General features: G+C 27.5%; 17 protein-coding genes. 5 read left to right on the plus strand and 12 right to left on the minus strand.

Annotated elements, in window-relative coordinates; all coding sequences use genetic code 11:
- Nucleotides 1-8 precede the first annotated feature (8 nt).
- The 6 genes from DB318_RS01045 to DB318_RS01070 all read right to left on the minus strand — a co-directional run bounded on the left by DB318_RS01045 (nt 9) and on the right by DB318_RS01070 (nt 7,698).
- Nucleotides 9-1,409 (minus strand): CheR family methyltransferase, encoded by a 1,401-nt coding sequence (locus DB318_RS01045; RefSeq protein WP_151073636.1) that lies wholly within the window; start codon nt 1,407-1,409, stop codon nt 9-11.
- A gap of 7 nt (nt 1,410-1,416) precedes the next feature.
- Nucleotides 1,417-4,011, minus strand: coding sequence for a chemotaxis protein CheA (locus DB318_RS01050; RefSeq protein ID WP_151074129.1), 2,595 nt, complete (start codon nt 4,009-4,011; stop codon nt 1,417-1,419).
- A 68-nt stretch (nt 4,012-4,079) separates the two neighbouring features.
- Nucleotides 4,080-5,105 (minus strand): flagellar filament outer layer protein FlaA, encoded by a 1,026-nt coding sequence (flaA, locus tag DB318_RS01055; protein WP_151074130.1) that lies wholly within the window; start codon nt 5,103-5,105, stop codon nt 4,080-4,082.
- Nucleotides 5,106-5,206: 101 nt separating this feature from the next.
- Nucleotides 5,207-5,758, minus strand: coding sequence for a flagellar filament outsheath protein (locus DB318_RS01060; protein ID WP_151060324.1), 552 nt, complete (start codon nt 5,756-5,758; stop codon nt 5,207-5,209).
- Nucleotides 5,748-6,746: an N-acetylmuramoyl-L-alanine amidase gene (locus DB318_RS01065; protein WP_151060500.1), complete on the minus strand. Its 999-nt coding sequence runs from the start codon at nt 6,744-6,746 to the stop codon at nt 5,748-5,750. Before DB318_RS01065 ends, DB318_RS01060 begins: the two co-directional genes overlap by 11 nt.
- Nucleotides 6,739-7,698 carry a glycosyltransferase family protein gene (locus DB318_RS01070; RefSeq protein WP_151060323.1) on the minus strand — a complete coding sequence of 320 codons (960 nt, stop codon included), beginning with the start codon at nt 7,696-7,698 and terminating at the stop codon, nt 6,739-6,741. The genes DB318_RS01065 and DB318_RS01070 overlap by 8 nt, the downstream gene beginning before the upstream one ends.
- Nucleotides 7,699-7,755: 57 nt before the next feature.
- Here DB318_RS01070 and DB318_RS01075 point away from each other — a divergent pair, with 57 nt between their 5' ends.
- Entirely contained in the window at nt 7,756-8,436 is a 681-nt protein-coding gene (locus DB318_RS01075) for a hypothetical protein (protein WP_151074305.1), read from the plus strand.
- Between the two features lie 4 nt (nt 8,437-8,440).
- On the opposite strand, the gene DB318_RS01080 is transcribed toward DB318_RS01075, so the two are convergent.
- The 3 genes from DB318_RS01080 to DB318_RS01090 are packed head-to-tail and all read right to left on the minus strand — an operon-like array spanning nt 8,441 to nt 9,686.
- Nucleotides 8,441-8,890, minus strand: coding sequence for a DUF192 domain-containing protein (locus DB318_RS01080; protein ID WP_151060322.1), 450 nt, complete (start codon nt 8,888-8,890; stop codon nt 8,441-8,443).
- Between the two features lie 19 nt (nt 8,891-8,909).
- The gene (locus tag DB318_RS01085) at nt 8,910-9,320 is read right to left on the minus strand and encodes a hypothetical protein (RefSeq protein ID WP_151060321.1); all 411 of its coding nucleotides are present in this window, start codon (nt 9,318-9,320) and stop codon (nt 8,910-8,912) included.
- 9 nt (nt 9,321-9,329) lie between these two features.
- A complete protein-coding gene (locus DB318_RS01090) occupies nt 9,330-9,686 on the minus strand; it encodes a hypothetical protein (RefSeq protein ID WP_151060320.1) in 357 nt (118 codons plus the stop codon).
- 104 nt (nt 9,687-9,790) lie between these two features.
- Here DB318_RS01090 and era point away from each other — a divergent pair, with 104 nt between their 5' ends.
- Both era and lysS read left to right on the plus strand, forming a co-directional pair.
- Nucleotides 9,791-10,663, plus strand: a complete 873-nt coding sequence (gene era, locus DB318_RS01095) for a GTPase Era (protein WP_151074131.1) — start codon at nt 9,791-9,793, stop codon at nt 10,661-10,663.
- Between the two features lie 72 nt (nt 10,664-10,735).
- Nucleotides 10,736-12,307, plus strand: a complete 1,572-nt coding sequence (gene lysS, locus DB318_RS01100; protein ID WP_151074132.1) for a lysine--tRNA ligase — start codon at nt 10,736-10,738, stop codon at nt 12,305-12,307.
- 62 nt (nt 12,308-12,369) lie between these two features.
- Here lysS and gpmA read toward each other — a convergent pair whose 3' ends face one another.
- Complete coding sequence (gene gpmA, locus DB318_RS01105) at nt 12,370-13,116, minus strand: 2,3-diphosphoglycerate-dependent phosphoglycerate mutase (RefSeq protein ID WP_151060317.1); 747 nt, start codon at nt 13,114-13,116, stop codon at nt 12,370-12,372.
- A 146-nt stretch (nt 13,117-13,262) separates the two neighbouring features.
- Here gpmA and rpiA point away from each other — a divergent pair, with 146 nt between their 5' ends.
- Nucleotides 13,263-13,949 carry a ribose 5-phosphate isomerase A gene (gene rpiA, locus DB318_RS01110; RefSeq protein ID WP_151060316.1) on the plus strand — a complete coding sequence of 229 codons (687 nt, stop codon included), beginning with the start codon at nt 13,263-13,265 and terminating at the stop codon, nt 13,947-13,949.
- Here rpiA and psgB read toward each other — a convergent pair.
- Nucleotides 13,936-15,069 (minus strand): HemN-related non-iron pseudo-SAM protein PsgB, encoded by a 1,134-nt coding sequence (psgB, locus tag DB318_RS01115; protein ID WP_151074133.1) that lies wholly within the window; start codon nt 15,067-15,069, stop codon nt 13,936-13,938. The two genes, rpiA and psgB, sit on opposite strands and share 14 nt — an antisense overlap.
- A gap of 108 nt (nt 15,070-15,177) precedes the next feature.
- Here psgB and DB318_RS01120 point away from each other — a divergent pair, with 108 nt between their 5' ends.
- Entirely contained in the window at nt 15,178-16,008 is an 831-nt protein-coding gene (locus DB318_RS01120) for a DnaJ domain-containing protein (protein WP_151060312.1), read from the plus strand.
- Here DB318_RS01120 and DB318_RS01125 read toward each other — a convergent pair.
- Nucleotides 16,005-17,147 (minus strand): hypothetical protein, encoded by a 1,143-nt coding sequence (locus tag DB318_RS01125; RefSeq protein ID WP_151060310.1) that lies wholly within the window; start codon nt 17,145-17,147, stop codon nt 16,005-16,007. The genes DB318_RS01120 and DB318_RS01125 overlap by 4 nt on opposite strands.
- Nucleotides 17,148-17,154: the final 7 nt, after the last annotated feature.

The following is a 17,154-nucleotide window of genomic DNA, read 5'->3' on the forward strand; positions in this document are numbered from 1 at the left end:
TTTCTCCTTTAGACTTTCCTGTACAAGTTAAAATATTTTGTGGATTTCTCTTTTATAAAAACATCATTATTTTTAAGCTCTTCGTTATCTCCTAAAACCAAAAGAGCTCCTTTAATAGTTTTAGAAGCGATGATATTTAAAATCAAAACTTGATCTTTACTGTCCAAAAAACATAAAACATCTTTTAAAAAAACCATTCCCAAATTATCAGGCAAATCTGAAAAAAGAGCATCAGAATATTCAAACAAAACATTATTGAAAATTTCTGATTTAAATTTATAAAATCCAGGACTTTGTTCAAAAGAGTTCCTACGATAAATTTCACTAATGCCAATTTCTGACTCTGAAAAAATCAACCTAGAAGTTTCAACAACTTTTGATAAATCATTATCAATAGCTGTCAATTTAAACGGTTTTAAATAATATTCAGACAAAGCGTTAACTAGCGCCATAGTCTCCTTTCCACTACCACAACCAATTTCCAATACATTAAAAATAGAATTTAAATTATCCATAAAATCTAAGCGATTCTTAACAATTTCATTTTGAAATTCTTCCAAACAATCAGCTCCCCACAAATTTCCCGATGATTTTGAATAAAATTCATTTAAAAAACTATCGTAAGGCAAGCAATCAGTATCAACCATATTAAATTTTACTCCAACTTTTTCTAAAAACACATCATTTACTAAAGAAGCATTAAACGAGTATTTCAAAAGATTTCTTTTAATATCCTCCAAATTAAAAGTTGCAATATTATTTAAAGTTGAATTTTCATTGCTATTACTATTTTTTGAAAAGTCATCATTGGAAAAATTACTTTTACAATTCTCTAGTATATTTAAATCATTAAAGCCGCTTACAAAATCGGTTTTTTCAACAGAATTTTGATTAGATTTTATCCTCCCCTCTTCTTCACCATAATTAAAAACTTTAAAAACATCAAGGAGTATATAAAGTTTTTCATTATAATCTACAACGCCTTTTATATAATTTATTAAAGAATCCTGAGATAAAACTGGATGTGGATCTTGAATAAGGCTAGAATCTATTGAAAAAACATTATTAATCTTATCAACAATAACGCCTATAAGAAGATCTTCATTTTTTAAAACCATAATATCTTCAAGATCTTTTTTATTAAATTCCAAATTAAACATTATTCTAAGATCTATAATAGGAATTATTTCACCTCGTAAATTATCAAGCCCAGCTACATATTTTTTAGCATTTGGCACATAAGTAAAATTACTAGATTTTCTAATTTCTTTAACCTGCATAATGTCTACTAAATAATGATCCGATCCAAGCTCAAAAGAAACAACCTTAAAATCGAAATTAGTCAATTTAGAATTACAATTTTTATCATCTAAAATTTTAGGTCCAAAATAAATTTCTTTTATCTGCACAAGAGATTCACTCCTTAGTATCCTTTTTTAAATCAAAAAGTTTAAAAACATCAATTATTAATACAACCTTACCATTGCCAAGCGTAGTAGCTCCGACTACACCTGTAGTTGCTGAGAATTTATCCTTAATAGGCTTTACTACAAAATCTTCCTCACCAAGAATAGAGTCTACAACAATTGCAGTCTTTATGTTGTTAGTATTTACAACTATTAAAAATTTCTCTATTAATGAATCATCTCTTATTATATTAAAAAGTTTATCAAGCCTGAGAACAGAAATGATTTCGTCTCTTAAATTATAAACTTCATGATAATTCTCAAGCAATTTTATATCATGCTCAGTTATTCTATGAGTTTCAAGAACATTATTCAAAGGAATAACATAAGTCTCAGATCCCGACTTTACTAAAAGACCTTGTATAATTACCAATGTCAATGGTAGTTTAATTTTAAAAATTGTTCCAATACCAATTTCTGATTCTACTAAAATAGTTCCATTAAGCTTTTCAATGCTTTTTTTCACAACATCAAGACCAACCCCCCTACCTGAAAGGTCTGTTACTTGAACTGCTGTTGAAAATCCGGGAGCAAAAATTAAGTTAATAAGTTCAAAATCAGAATAAACTGCATCTTCTTTTATAGTCCCCTTTTCAATTAATTTGCGCTTAACAACCTTTGGATCTATACCAACACCATCATCTTCGATTTCAATTGATATTACATTACCCTCATTCTTAGCACGTAAAATTATAGTACCTGCTTTGTTCTTCCCCTTTTTAATTCTCTCCTCAGCTGTTTCAAGTCCATGATCCATTGAATTTCTAACACAATGCATCAAAGGATCTACAAGATCGTCTATAACAGACTTATCAAGCTCAGTCTCTTCTCCTTCCATTTTAAGATTTACAATCTTGTTCAATTTCTTTGAAAGATCTCTAACGACTCTTGTAAACCTTGAGAATATATTAGATATTGGCAACATTCTAGTCTTTAAAACACTCTCATGCAAATCTGTAATTATTCTGGATAATCGCCCAGAAGTCATTTTAAAATTTTGAAGAAGCCTGAAAAAGGAATTTCTCAATTCTGAGATATCATTAAGAGCCTTTTCCATTTTAAAATTCATCAAAGAATTAATCTGAGATTCGACCTCATCTTCTAGTGTTAAGCCTATATCTTTAAAAATTATCTTTAAATCAATTAAAAAGTTTCTCTGAAAACTTTCTTGATAATCATAAAAATAATTAAAATTATAAAATAATGTAATCATTTCTGAATTTATTTGATTATAAGATGATTTACTTATTACAGCCTCACTGACAAGATTTAATATGTAATCTATTTTTTTACTATCTATTCTAATTAAATTAACGCTAATTGGACTGTTTTTTTTAATACTTTTATCGGCCTTAAAAGGCACTTCATCGTTTTCTTTTAGATTTACATTTTTAAAAGATTCTAAATCAATATTTTCAATTTCAAAATGACTAACAACATCCGGCAAATTAACCTTTTTAGCAATACTGTCTTCACTAACATTTGATATTAAATAATATATAACAAAATCAAAAAACTTATCTGCCAATAATTCACTAGAATCTGGAATAGACTTAAAAATCTTCCCAAGACTTTTTAATGCCTGAAGCATTTGAAAACCACTAATAGTAGACATGGGATTGTCTTTTACAAAATTTAATCTAACTTTAAATAACTTTTGATCTTCAATCTCAAGAAATAAATCAGAAATTTCATTCTCTGTAAAATCAAAACCAGCATTTAAAACATAATTAGAATTTAAATCAATATCTTTAATGCCTCTGTCTTCAAGCTTTTTTAATTCTTCTTTTACATTAAATTCTTCAACCAAATAGCTTTCAATTAAACTAGAGGCATCTAAACTTTTTTTCACGACCTCTATATCTGAATATATTAGATAATAATCTACTCTTGTTAAAAATTTATCTTCGATGATTTGCTCATATTTAGGAATTGTATGTAACACAGACCCTAGATTTTTTAAAATATTAAATATCTTCAACCCACCATTTTCAACTTCAGAATCATTATTTGCATTAAAAATAACACTGATCCTTAAAACCTTTTGTCCAATTCCTAGCCCCTCTCTTATCTCTTCAAAATCTAATTTTGAAAGACAAAAATCGTTTTTAGTTGAATTTTCATCAAACCTCTTAAGATAAGTTTGGTCGTCAATTACTAAAAATTGCTTTAATTTGCTCTTAAGATTACTTATATCATTCAAATAAACCTTGCCATCAAGGCGAAGTGCAAGCATTTCCTTAATAACATCTAATGAATTTAAAAGCAAATCAACAAGATTGTTGTCTATATTTATTTTATCATCTCTAATAGCATCAAAAACATCTTCGACAATATGAGTAAAATCAGATAGCTCCATCATATCAAGAGAAGCAGAGCTTCCTTTTAAAGTGTGAGCTGCCCTGAATATTTCATCAATAGTATCAGAATTATTAGGATCATCCTCTAATGACATAATATTCTCTTCAAGGATATCTACAAGATTTTGAGCCTCTTCAAAAAAAACTCCTAAAAGCTCTTCATTTTCCAAATCTAATATTTCCATACCATTTCCTATTAACCTTATATATGTAAAGCTAACCTTTTAGGTTAGCTTTACATATTAATTTAAACCTACTTTTTTGGGGATGATTCTTCAGGTTTTTCGCTCTCAACCTTTTCTATAAAATCTTGAAAAGAACCTTCAGGCATAGAAATTTTTTCTCTAAGCTTTAAAACTCTTTTAAAAGTTTCATGTGCCTTTAACTTACGAAGGGATTCAGTTCCACTAGACTCATAAACTTTAAATACAGACTCACTATCAATGTCAGAATCTATTGAAACACTCAGCTTATCGTAAAGAACTCTTAAATCTTTAACATAAAAGATAAAATTTTGCTCTTTTGAACTGTGTGATTTTGAAACTCTAAAAGCCTTAAATCTCATTTTACTTGAAGCAAGAGGATAATTTGGAACATCGTCTTTAATTATTCTAGATGATATGTTGGGAATATAGTTAGGATTTGACCAAATTAAATCCGCCCACCCTTTAAACTTTAAAGTTCCCATAGAGTAAGCATACTCCATGCCATTCATATCTTCAAATAAAACTTCAAGATCTATTTCATATCCTAAGCTATATACTGATACTTTAATCTCTTTCATGGTTTTAATATTATCAATAAGGCCTTTACCCAAGAATTGATTCCCACTTTCCCCTGAATAAAAAGGAATTTTAAATGGCGGCATAATCATAGCAGATGATTGAGAATAGCTTGGGAATAAAACTCTTACCCCTAAAATAGTATCACCCGCATACCTTTTTGACTCACTCTTAACAACAGCAGGCGCAACAACTGAATTTTTGACATAAGCTTGCAACCTTGCAGAAGGAGTAAGTAAAACACTCCAATTGTTTATTCCAAGATCCACAACCATATCTTCAGGCTTAACAATACCAGAAGCGCCCGAATACACATAATCAACATAATTTGTAAGATCAAGTTTAGTTGGACTTGGATCTCTTGCAAGTTCGGCAAAATCCAAAACTAATTCTCCGGGCTCTGGCCTTTTAGAGCCCCCTGACAATCCATCAGTCTCTTGAGCAAAAAGAGCAGTGGATAATAAAAAAAATAAAATACTTCTCGCTTTCCTCTTCATTTAAGCCAACTCCTTATATATATAATAAATCTTTTATAAAATTTTCGTTTTTTAATTATCTTTAATTATCATTAATTAGTAAAATTATAAAATTTAATTTATCAACTTTGCTCCTTTAGCATACACCCTTCAATAAGAATAACAAGCTTTTTCGCCTTGCCAGGATAGTTAAAACGTATTGTTTTTATTAAAGACATAGCAAACAGGTTAACCTTAACATCAAAAGATTCATAAGATTCATTATAATCTCCACTATTAAAAGAATCATAGAATTCCTTTGAAAAATTTATATAATAAATTCCATTTTTTAAAAAAGAATATAAAAATCTTGCATCACTTAATAAAAATCCAAAAGAAAACCCTTCATTGCTTCCTAAAAGGAAATCTTTTACTAAAAGATCTAAATTATCTTTCAAATTTTTCCCATCTCTTAAATACCTTAAATTAGCAACAAATCCCTTGTTAGAGTAAAAATAAAAAACCTTTTTTGAAAAAAGATTGTCATAATTTAAAAAAACCATATAAACAGAAAACAAAAAACTTGCTGCCAAAGCCCCTAAAAGCACTTTAATTGTATACTCTTTTTTCAAATTTAAAAATTTATAAATTACAGCATTATACTTAAAAAATACATCCGAAATATTATTTTTCATAAAAATTTATAAATTCCACTAAAGATTTAAGTATTAGGATATTAAACTTGCTCATGTAATTATAATCCAAAATTAATTTAGCATCTAAAATATTGGACAAAAATCCCATTTCAATCAATACAGCAGGCATGCTGCTATTTTTTATTACAAACCACTGCTCTTCTCTGATTGGCCTAATATTAGTTTCGCTTAACTCATTTTTAAATACTTTATACAAAATTTCAGCCAATCTTTTAGATTCATACTTATATTTAATATCTAGTATATCATTAAGCTCGCTTAAGTATCTATTGCCTTTAATATCATATCCTTTAAAATCTTTAATAACCTCTCTTTTTGAATCCTTGGGAAGATACCAAAACTCAACTCCTCTAGCTTGATTATTTGGAGCATCATTAGCATGTATGGACAAAAATATAACATTGTTTGGAAAATTTGGTTTTATTGCATTTGCAAATTCTGACCGCTCTTTTAAAGTTAAAAACACATCATTTATACGAGTTAACAAAATATTTTTATTTACAAAATAATTACTTAAAATTTTAGACAAATATATAGAATAGGTTAATGCAAAATCTTTTTCTTGAAGCACAACATCATAACCATTTATCTTTAAAGTTACAACCGCGCCAGTATCATGTCCACCATGTCCAGGATCAATGATTATCGAAGTAATCCTAGGTTTATTATAACTTTTAAGAGAACTAAAATAATTTTCAATTTGTCTTAATACCTTTTGACTTATTAAAATTTCTCCACGAATGTCAATAATTGGATCTACAAACATATAATAACCAGAAGATGTAAGAGCATATTCAAAACCTACCCTAAACTTTAAATACCCTTTATCATTTTCAATTGTAAAAACATCATTTTCAATGTTAAAATCAAACTTAAAAACATTAGTATCAAAAGAATCAAGAACATTTAAATAATCAAGAGTCTTAGAATATAAGCTTAAATATGAAAACAAAACCAAATTAATCAATAATATCATTTTCCCAAAGTTCAATGGCACTCTTTAAGTCTCCTTTAAATCTTAAGCTATTTTTAGCAATCTCGCCTTTTATCTCTTTAAACTCTTTTTGGAAGAGAAAAGGATTAATTTTGTATTTTAAACAAATTTTACAAAACCTTAAAAAAGAAAAAACAACGCCATTTCCAACAAAAATTGGGACATAATTCTTAAGTAAAAAAATCAAAAAACTTTTATTTTTGGTTAAATTTTCTGGAGAATTTAATGCAGTATACTGGATTCTCAGCTTCCTATAAATATAAACATGTTCGCCAAAATAAACAGCCCTTAGTCCAAAATCTATTCTTTGAAAATATTCATTTTGGATTCTTCTGTCAAAACCTCCAAGCTGTAAAAACTTCTCTTTAGAATAAAGTCCGCAATAATCCATGGTAATTAGAGTTTTTTCATAGTCTTTTTCAGAATTCACTAAAATTACCTTAAACTTTTGCTGTTTATCTATGCTAGGAAGAAAAATTGAAGGAATCATTTCCTCTTCTTTATCAAAAAACTCACCCCCAACAAGAAGAACATTTTTTTTGACTATTTCATCGAATATATTTGGAATCCAAAAAGGATTTAACAAGTACATATCACTTTGCAAAACAAAAACAAAATCACAACTGGACTCTTTCATGGCTAAATTAACCTTTTCTCCAGAATTCAAATCATCAGAAAGTAAAATAAATTTTAACTTACCGTAACTTTCTGAGATAAACTGCAAAGAGCTTCTATTGCTCTGTTTTTCAATTGAAATTATTTCTCTTATAAAGTCAAAATTTGATAAAAACTCAAACAAATCTTCTCTAAAAATTTTTGTTCCTCTGCTTAATATTACAAAAGAAATTCCAAAAGAAGATTTTTGTGAATAATTATTTTTAGATTGAATAACAGTATATGAATAGCCGCTATCTTTAAAACGCATAAATTACTTTTAAAATCCTCACAATTAAATTATAATAACCATATGCCAAATAATACAATGTTAATTTCAAGAATAATGAATATTTATACATTATTCTATGGTATGATTATTATCATTTTTACACTCATTTCTTGCAACCATAAGAATATACAGTATGACAAGAGAATTAAAAAATTTTTAGATAAAAATAAAATTGAATATAAAATAGATTCAGAGAGTGACTTTATAGCATTTAAAAATATAAACAATAACGAAAAAGAAGAAGTAATCATTAGATCAAGGCTAAACTCATATAAAAATTCAAAAATAAGAGAAATATTTGGAATTGTCAAAGTATTTGATGTAAACACACAAAAAATTAAAGAAATATCTGAATCCCTTATGAGTGACAGCTATAATAACAGAGTGCTCGGTTCATGGGAGATTATTCATAATGCAGAAAGAGGTATTAACTCTTTAGTATATATTGTAAAAGCAGAAGAATTTGCAAGTGAAACACTTTTGCTTGATGCAATTGACGAGATCGCCTCAACAATAACTATTTTCAAAAAAATAATAACAATCAACAATGAAGATATTGGCAATAATGAAACAAATAATAATATAAATAGAGCATCAAATAAACAGCCCTCTTTAAAGCAAGAAAAAACAAATTCAACAAAAGAATCTAATAAAAACGAACTCAAAATCGAAGAAGATCAAATCGAAGAAGAACTTCAAGAAATTAAAGCCCAATGATTTATCATTCCACCGATAAAGAATTAATATCAAAACAAAAATTCACTTTATCACCTATTTTTATTTGAAATTTAGAAAATGAGCCTCTTGGAAATTCAAGGGCATACTTTGCCTTATAAATAGAATTAATATTTGCCCTAGAAAATGGTTTTAAATCATAAATCTCTTTAATAATTCCATTCGAATCAATATAAGCTATTTCAAGGGGCAAAGATGTATTTTCCATCCAAAAAGATAAATTTTGTTCTTTTTTAAAAACAAAAAGCATTCCATTTCCATATTCAACTTTTTCAGTACCCATATAGCCTTTTGCTCTATCAAATTCATTAGATGCTATTTTTACAAAAAACTTAAATCCATTTATCACAACTTCTTTATCATAAACATGATCAGCAAAAGATAAAAAAGGCATAAACAAAGCTAAACATAAAAATGGTTTTAAAATTCTTTCCAATTATCAACCCTGCTAACAATCATTTATTATAATTTGCAATATACGATTTTAAAGTCATTCTTAAAATATTTTTATTTAAAACAATAATACACTCCCCAAGATCCCACAAATAATTCAAAGGTGTTACCAGCGTAGCCTCACCAAACCTTTTTTTTACCTCAATAAAAATTGAATACTGAGATATTAATTTTTTATCAAAAACAAAAGTGTATGAAAACATTTTATTTTTGTCAAAATTAAAAACAGCATATTTTAAATGGGTTTTAGCAATGAATTGTAAAGTCTGTTTCCTAGCATAAGGAAATTCAACTTCTTCAACATCATAATAAAAAATAGTGCTCTTGAGAATATTGTCTTTAACAGATTCCATGCTAGAACCCATAACAAAAGATGTAAAAATAGAAAATAAATAAAAAACCGTAATACCCATACAAAGCCTTTATCCATAAACAATGTAAAGAAAAAGCATAACAAATAAAAAACTTGAAAATAAATAAAGCAAAACATCAACATTAATCCCAAAATGAAAAAGTCTTAAAAAGACTTTAGACACTACTGCATTACTTATTATTCTTACTCTTTCTTTTCTTTTAAAAGGTTTTTCTTTAAGCTCTTGAAAAGGGCTGTAATGACAATTAGGGCAACCCTCTCCAAAAGCAGAAACTGGCCCTACATGCCGACAATTTGGACATTCAATATCACCAAGCTTAGCAGCACAGTTAGGGCAAATAGATCTATTAAGTCCAACTTTTTCACCACATTGCTCGCAAAAAACTTCAAAATTTACCTTTGCCAAACGAAAATTCCTTAAATTTTACTTAAAAATAAAGTATCTAAAATACTATATAATTAATTATAATAAAAAATGTATGAATATTACATATTTAAGGGATGCTAAACATGAAATCAGGATTTGCAGCAATACTTGGTAGACCATCAACTGGAAAATCTACACTTTTAAATTCAATATGCGGGCACAAAATATCAATAATATCTCCTATTCCACAAACAACTAGAAATAAAATAAAAGGGATCTTTACAGATAACAGAGGGCAAATTATTTTTATAGACACGCCAGGATTTCATCTAAGTAAAAAAAAGTTTAATATTGCGATGATGAAAAACATACACTCTTCAATAGGAGAAGTCGAACTTATTCTATACTTAATTGACATTCAAGACAAACCTGGAGAAGAAGAAAATAAAATGTTAGAAATAATTAAAAACTCTAAAATTAAATTTTTAGTACTACTTAATAAAATTGATCTTCAAAATACAAAAATAAAAGAAATAACACAATTTTTAAAAGAAAAAGGAATAGAAGATAACAATATAATTAAGATATCCGCTGAGAAAAAAATTAACATAGAAGAATTAAAGAATAAAATTTATGAAAATTTTTCAGAAGGTCCACTTTATTATCCACAAGAATACTACACAGATCAAAAAATAGATTTTAGAATTAGCGAAATAATAAGGGAAAAGGCTATTGAAAACCTAAAAGAAGAACTTCCCTATTCTTTATATGTGGATATTGATACTTTGGAAAATAAAAAAGAAAGTCTTTTTATCAGGGCAAACATTTTTGTAGCTAACGAAAGTCAAAAAGGAATAATTGTGGGAAAAAACGGAAAAGAAATAAAATCAATAGGAGAAAGAGCAAGAAAAACAATTACTAAAATTTTTGGAACAAAATGCAACTTATTTCTCCAGGTAAAACTAAAAAAAAATTGGAACAAAGAAGATAAACTAATAAAAAGACTTATAAATTAATAATTAACTACAATTTTCTAAATTCTTGAAACTTGAAAAATAAAATGCTAAAATTTGGGTTAGGAATAAAATGTGAAAACAGCGCATTGGGCAGATTTTTACGCAGAAAAAATAAAAAAAGAAAAAGGTCCGAAAGACTTATACACAGTAGCATCAGGAATTACTCCATCTGGAACTGTGCATATTGGAAATTTTAGAGAAGTTATCTCGGTAGACCTTGTAGCTAGAGCTTTGAAAGACTCTGGATCAAAAGTAAGGTTTATTTATTCTTGGGATAATTACGATGTATTTCGAAAAGTTCCCAAAAATATGCCAGAACAAGAACTTCTTGCAACTTATTTAAGGCAAGCAATAACAAGAGTTCCTGACACAAGAAGCCATAAAACAAGCTACGCAAGAGCTAACGAAATTGAATTTGAAAAATATCTGCCTATAGTAGGAATCAACCCTGAATTCATCGACCAAAGTAAAAAATACAGCAATAGCGCTTATGCAAATCAAATAAAATTTGCACTTAATAACAAAAAAGAACTGGCTGAAGCATTAAACGAATACAGAACTTCAAAGCTTGAAGAAAATTGGTACCCAATCAGCATATTTTGTACAAAATGTAACAGAGATACAACAACTGTAAATAATTATGATAATCATTACTCTGTTGAATACTCATGTGAATGTGGAAATCAAGAATCTATAGACATAAGAACTACATGGGCAATTAAGCTTCCTTGGAGAATAGATTGGCCTATGAGATGGGAATATGAAAAAGTTGACTTTGAGCCTGCGGGGAAAGACCACCACAGCAGTGGTGGTAGTTTTGATACATCTAAAAATATTGTAAAAATTTTTAAAGGTAGCCCACCTGTAACATTTCAATATGACTTTATTTCAATAAAAGGGCGTGGTGGAAAAATATCCTCCTCATCAGGAGATGTCATATCGCTCAAAGATGTTCTTGAGGTTTATACGCCTGAGGTCACAAGATTTTTATTTACTGCTACAAAACCAAATACTGAATTTTCGATCTCATTTGATCTTGACGTAATTAAAATATACGAAGATTACGACAGATTTGAGAGAATCTACTATGGAGTAGAAGATATAAAAGAAGAAAAAAAAAGATCATTTAAAAGAATTTATGAGCTATCTCAACCATACATGCCAAGCAAAAGAATCCCTTATCAAATCGGATTTAGACATTTAGGGGTAATCTGTCAAATATTTGAAAATGATATAAATAAAATTCTAAATTACTTAAAAAACGTTCAAGATGATCAAAAAGACAAACTAATTAATAAAATCAAATGTGCAATTAATTGGATAAGAGATTTTGCACCTGAAGATTTCAAATTTTCATTAAGATCTAAATTTGATAGCATAGAAATGTTAAAAGAAAACGAAAAAAAAGCTATTAATGAGCTTTTGGATTTTTTAAAGAAAAATTTTGAAGTTGCTACAGAGCAAGACATTCAAAACGAAATATATAAAATTTCAAGAGGGAATAATATAGAGCCCGCTTTATTTTTTAAACAAATTTATAAAATTTTAATTGATAAGGAAAAAGGCCCCAAATTAGCCGGATTTATCAAAATAATTGGTATTGATCGCTTTGAAAAGATTGTAAGTAAATATATTAAGCCTTAAAATAATAAAAAAAAATAAGCCATAATTATATGACTTATTAACACCTTAATACCAATAGACCATTACTTTAACTTTCCCTGACTAGCAACAGATTCCATTGCCCTTTTAATCTTGCTTTCATCACCTAAATAGTAATGTTTAATAGGATTTAAATCTTTATCTAATTCGTAAACCAAAGGAATACCCGTAGGAATGTTAAGTTTTAAAATATCTTCTTCACTTAAATTATCAAGATATTTAACAAGAGCTCTTAAAGAATTGCCATGAGCAGCAACAATAACTTTTTTACCTTCAAGAACTTCTTTTGCAATCTCATCAGTCCAATAAGGAATAACTCTTGCAACAGTATCTTTAAGACACTCTGTTGAAGGAAGCTCCCTTTTAGGAATATATTTATATCTTGGATCTTTTACTGGGTGACGATCATCAGACTCATCTAAAGACATTGGGGGCACATCATAACTGCGTCTCCAAATTAAAACTTTATCTTCCCCATATTTTGCAGCTGTTTCTGATTTATTTAAACCTTGTAAAGCCCCATAGTGTCTTTCATTTAATCTCCAAGTTTTTTTTATACTAATATAAGATTGCCCCAGTTCTCGTAAAATAATATTTAAAGTATCATTAGCCCTTGACAATAAAGAGCTAAAAGCAATATCAAAAGAATAGCCTTCTTGCTTTAGAAGCAAACCCGCCTCTAAAGCCTCATCGATACCTTTATCAGAAAGTTTAACATCTGTCCAACCAGTAAAAAGATTTTCTCTGTTCCACTCACTCTCTCCATGTCTCACTAACACTAATTTATACATAAAATCTCCTAGTATATTATTTTATTTACTAATACTAATAATTATAAATTAGCACAAAATCTAGTCAAGATTTTAACCTTAATTAAATAATGATATACTTTAAAATGCATTGAGATTTAAATTAATTCAAGCAAGGAAAAAAATTTATGGAAAATCAAAAAATGTTGGTAGCAAAATACGCAATTGATCGCTACATAAAAAGCAATATGAATCTTGGGATTGGAACGGGTACGACTATTTATTATGCAATAAAATATTTAAGCGAAAAACTAAAATCAGGCAACTTGAAAAATTTAAAATTCTATACAACAAGCAGTGATACAAAATATTTACTCTCAAAAGAACAAATTCCTTATGAATCAAATTTCTCAAAACTTGACAAAAATCTAGACATCGCAATTGATGGGGCTGATGAAATTCTATTAGAAAAAAAAAGCTTAATAAAAGGAATGGGGGGTGCACATCTAATGGAAAAAGTAGTAGCTTACAATTCAGAAACATTACTAATAATAGCAGATGAAACAAAAATTGTAAAAAAATTAGGAACAAAAATGCCTATTCCCATAGAAGTTGCCCAAAATGCTGTTGGATTTATTATGACTAGACTTGAAGAAATGAATTTAGACACAACCTTAAGAATTTGTAATGAAAAAAAAGGCCCGATTATAACTGATAACAATAATTATATTTTAGACGTAAAAATGCACATAGAAAATCCCGAAGGAGCAGAAAAATACTTCAAACTATTTCCAGGTATACTTGAAATTGGAATATTCAATCATAAAAACACAAAAATAGTTTATTACCAAAACAAACAAATCAAGGAAGCCTAAACTTCACTTTAAAAAAGTTATCATAAAAATAGTTTATAATTTTTACTAAATAAAAATCTAACTTAAACCTTTCACGCCCTTTTAATAACATAAAATTATTATCAAAAACAAGCTTTCTACTTAAATTTGAGCAATAATTAATAAACTGAAAAAATTTTTTTTCATTATACTCAAATCTAAGCCTAAGAGACCGTAAGTTAACACCTTGAACAGTACCAAGTCCTTGAATAAAATGATAAATAAAAAACTCTAAATCCTCTAACAATTCAAACGTTGTTAAGTGATTATTTACTTTAGAAAAACCACTATCTTTTCTAATCAAAGCTCTTACATTATTATTCTTGTCATTGCAGAAAAGCAAGCTTACAGCTTGCAATCCCAACCCTAAATAAGGCTTTAACTCCCAACTTAGTTTATTATGCCTGCTCTCGTGCCCCTTTAATACAAAATTAGTAATTTCATAATTAATGTAACCATTGGATTCTAAACACTCTACGGCACAAAACCATAGCTTTTCTGAATCAATCCCGGTATTAAAATTTCTCAAGGAAAGACCTTCCTCTTCATATATAAAATCACTAAAACAAATATGCTCAGGCATATATGAGAGCAATTCTTTTAAATCTTGCTTGAGATCAGATTTATTTTGCAAAGGCATATTGATAGTCATATCAATATTTAAATCAAAAGGAAACTTTCTAATATTGTTAATTAAAATATTCATTTTTTCATAAGAAATTTCAGGTAACCCCATAATCTTTCTAAATTTTAAAGAAAAACTTTGAACACCAAGATTAATTCTAGTAATACAAAATTCATCCAAAAGTTTAAATTTTTCAAAATCAACATAACCTGGAATAATTTCTAAAGTAAATTCTTCTAATAAAGCCAAATTAATATATTCGGACAAAGAAGTAAAAATAAATTTTAAATTATCCTGCCTACATAAACAAAAATCTAAATGCTTAATGTAAAGTGTTTTTATAATTGGATAACCTAACAAAGTTAAATGATATTTTAATTCCTCTAAAATTCTATTAAAAATGCTAAAATCTTTATAACAAAATGACATATTAATATAAAGGCTTAACTCGACAAGAGGTAAAAGATCTACTCTCATAATTGGTCTTTTAAAAATTTAAGTTTAATTATAACATATATAAAGTATAAATATTAAAATATATTTAAAAAATACAATAAATAAAGTAGATTTGAAGGAGATTTTTTAATGACTAAAGATTACTATAATATACTTGGAATACAAAAAAATGCTAGTAATGAAGAAATTAAAAAAGCTTACAAAAAATTGGCAATAAAATATCACCCGGACAAAAATAAAGGAAACAAAATAGCCGAAGAAAAGTTTAAAGAAATAAATGAAGCTTATGAAATTTTATCTTCTCCTGATAAAAAAAGAAATTATGACGCTTTGGGTAGCGCTAATTTTAATAACAACAACGACCATTTTGAAAGAGAATTTAACAGCTCAAGATTTAGCAATTTTGAAGATTTAGATTTTTTTTCCCAAATATTTACTGGATCTTCAAGAAAAACAATAGACAAAGAAATAACTTTAAATATCTCACTTTATGATGCTTATATGGGAAGTAAAAAAATAATACTTATAAACAATAAAGAAATCGAAATAATAATTCCAAAAGGAACATTAGAAACAACTAAAATAAAAATAAACAATAAAGGCCCTATTAATCCAATTTCTGGAATAAAAGGGAGCTTAATAGTTAAATTTAATATATCAAGCTATAAAAAATTTAAACTAAATGGAAAAACCTTAGAAACAACAATAGAAGTTTATCCATGGGAAATAGCTCTAGGTTGCGAAAAACTATTTGAAACAATTGAGGGGAAAAAAATAAAACTTAAAATTCCTTCGGATGCAAAAAATGGAGAGATTTTAAACTTAAAAGGACTAGGAATGCCTATAATTGGAAGTAGCTCAAAAAGGCATCTTAAAGTCACTTTGACAGTAAAAATTCCAAAAATAATAAATAACGAAGTAAAAGCTATTTACGAAAGATTAAAAGAGATATACAGTTAAAGTGTTTCTGAAAATAAATGCCCAAAATTTTTTAAATTTGCCTCCCAACCTGACCTATATTCATTAAATTTATTTATCTTAGACTCATATTCTTTGATTCCATCCTCAATATTATCAAAATTCTTAGCAATATCCACTGAAAATTGAAAAACATCGCCTTGTCGGGGAGCAAGAGTAAAAAAGGCAAATTTCCAATTTCCAGAATTTATAGTAGATATTATCCTTTTTTGGAAAACATAATCAGATATTAAAACAAATTTTTGAAACTCTTTTCTTCGTAAATAAATAAGCTCATTCCACTCATTAAAAATAGCATCTGGCAATTCGTTTAAACCTATCTCAATTATATTGTTGATAGATAGAAGAATTTGTAAAATTTCCAATAAATTCAAATAATAGCTATCAAAACATTGAATTGTAATCTCAAGCAAAGCAATTTTTATAAGCAATTTAGAAATGTCAAGACTGTGATCTTTCATGATTTTATCAATTCTATCTTTTGTGTGATCTATAATAAATTTTTTATGAGTTTCTTTAATATTGCTACTTTTTTTAATTTGCTCTAATTTTTCATAATAATCATTAATTTCTTTATTAATTACATCTAAATTATTGCTATTGGCCTCATTGGAGAAAAAATCCAACGAATTACTAAGTCGATCTAAAAATTCTTCTTGAATAAAAAATGAAGCAATTCTTATGCAAGAAAATGGAGCTTTACCCTTTTTTTCAAAATTTTCTATTTTTTGCTTAAGATCTACTCTAAAATTTAAGTATTTAAGCTTATCTAAAAATTTATTAAAATGGGAAACATTTTCTAACAATTCATCTTCTTGAATCTCTAAAAATTCCGAATGGGGATGATATTTCCTTATCAAATTTTTAATAACAAGCAAAGTATCTAAAAAAATAGATTTATTAGCATCCCAAGATTTACTGATATTGGGATTAAAATCCTTATAAATCTTATCTAAAAACACAAGTTTATCTTTAAGCAAATTAGCATCGTTAATAAGGCTTGACTGTTCGCGATAAGAATAATAATTTATTAAACTATACCTAAAAATACTGAAATTAAGATGTTTTTGAAAATCAAAAAATCTATAAAATCCTAATGAACCAAAATCAAAAAACTTCATGCCCAAA

The sequence above is a fragment of the [Borrelia] turdi genome, from assembly GCF_008828755.2.
Classification (GTDB): domain Bacteria; phylum Spirochaetota; class Spirochaetia; order Borreliales; family Borreliaceae; genus Borreliella; species Borreliella turdi.

Coding starts and splice junctions, on each gene's coding strand:
- DB318_RS01050 (WP_151074129.1), bottom strand. CDS start 4,011: ATGGAAATATTAGATTTGGAAAATGAAGAGCTTTTAGGAGTTTTTTTT.
- flaA (WP_151074130.1), bottom strand. CDS start 5,105: ATGAAGAGGAAAGCGAGAAGTATTTTATTTTTTTTATTATCCACTGCT.
- DB318_RS01060 (WP_151060324.1), bottom strand. CDS start 5,758: ATGAAAAATAATATTTCGGATGTATTTTTTAAGTATAATGCTGTAATT.
- DB318_RS01070 (WP_151060323.1), bottom strand. CDS start 7,698: ATGCGTTTTAAAGATAGCGGCTATTCATATACTGTTATTCAATCTAAA.
- DB318_RS01075 (WP_151074305.1), top strand. CDS start 7,756: ATGTTAATTTCAAGAATAATGAATATTTATACATTATTCTATGGTATG.
- DB318_RS01085 (WP_151060321.1), bottom strand. CDS start 9,320: ATGGGTATTACGGTTTTTTATTTATTTTCTATTTTTACATCTTTTGTT.
- era (WP_151074131.1), top strand. CDS start 9,791: ATGAAATCAGGATTTGCAGCAATACTTGGTAGACCATCAACTGGAAAA.
- gpmA (WP_151060317.1), bottom strand. CDS start 13,116: ATGTATAAATTAGTGTTAGTGAGACATGGAGAGAGTGAGTGGAACAGA.
- rpiA (WP_151060316.1), top strand. CDS start 13,263: ATGGAAAATCAAAAAATGTTGGTAGCAAAATACGCAATTGATCGCTAC.
- psgB (WP_151074133.1), bottom strand. CDS start 15,069: ATGAGAGTAGATCTTTTACCTCTTGTCGAGTTAAGCCTTTATATTAAT.
- DB318_RS01120 (WP_151060312.1), top strand. CDS start 15,178: ATGACTAAAGATTACTATAATATACTTGGAATACAAAAAAATGCTAGT.
- DB318_RS01125 (WP_151060310.1), bottom strand. CDS start 17,147: ATGAAGTTTTTTGATTTTGGTTCATTAGGATTTTATAGATTTTTTGAT.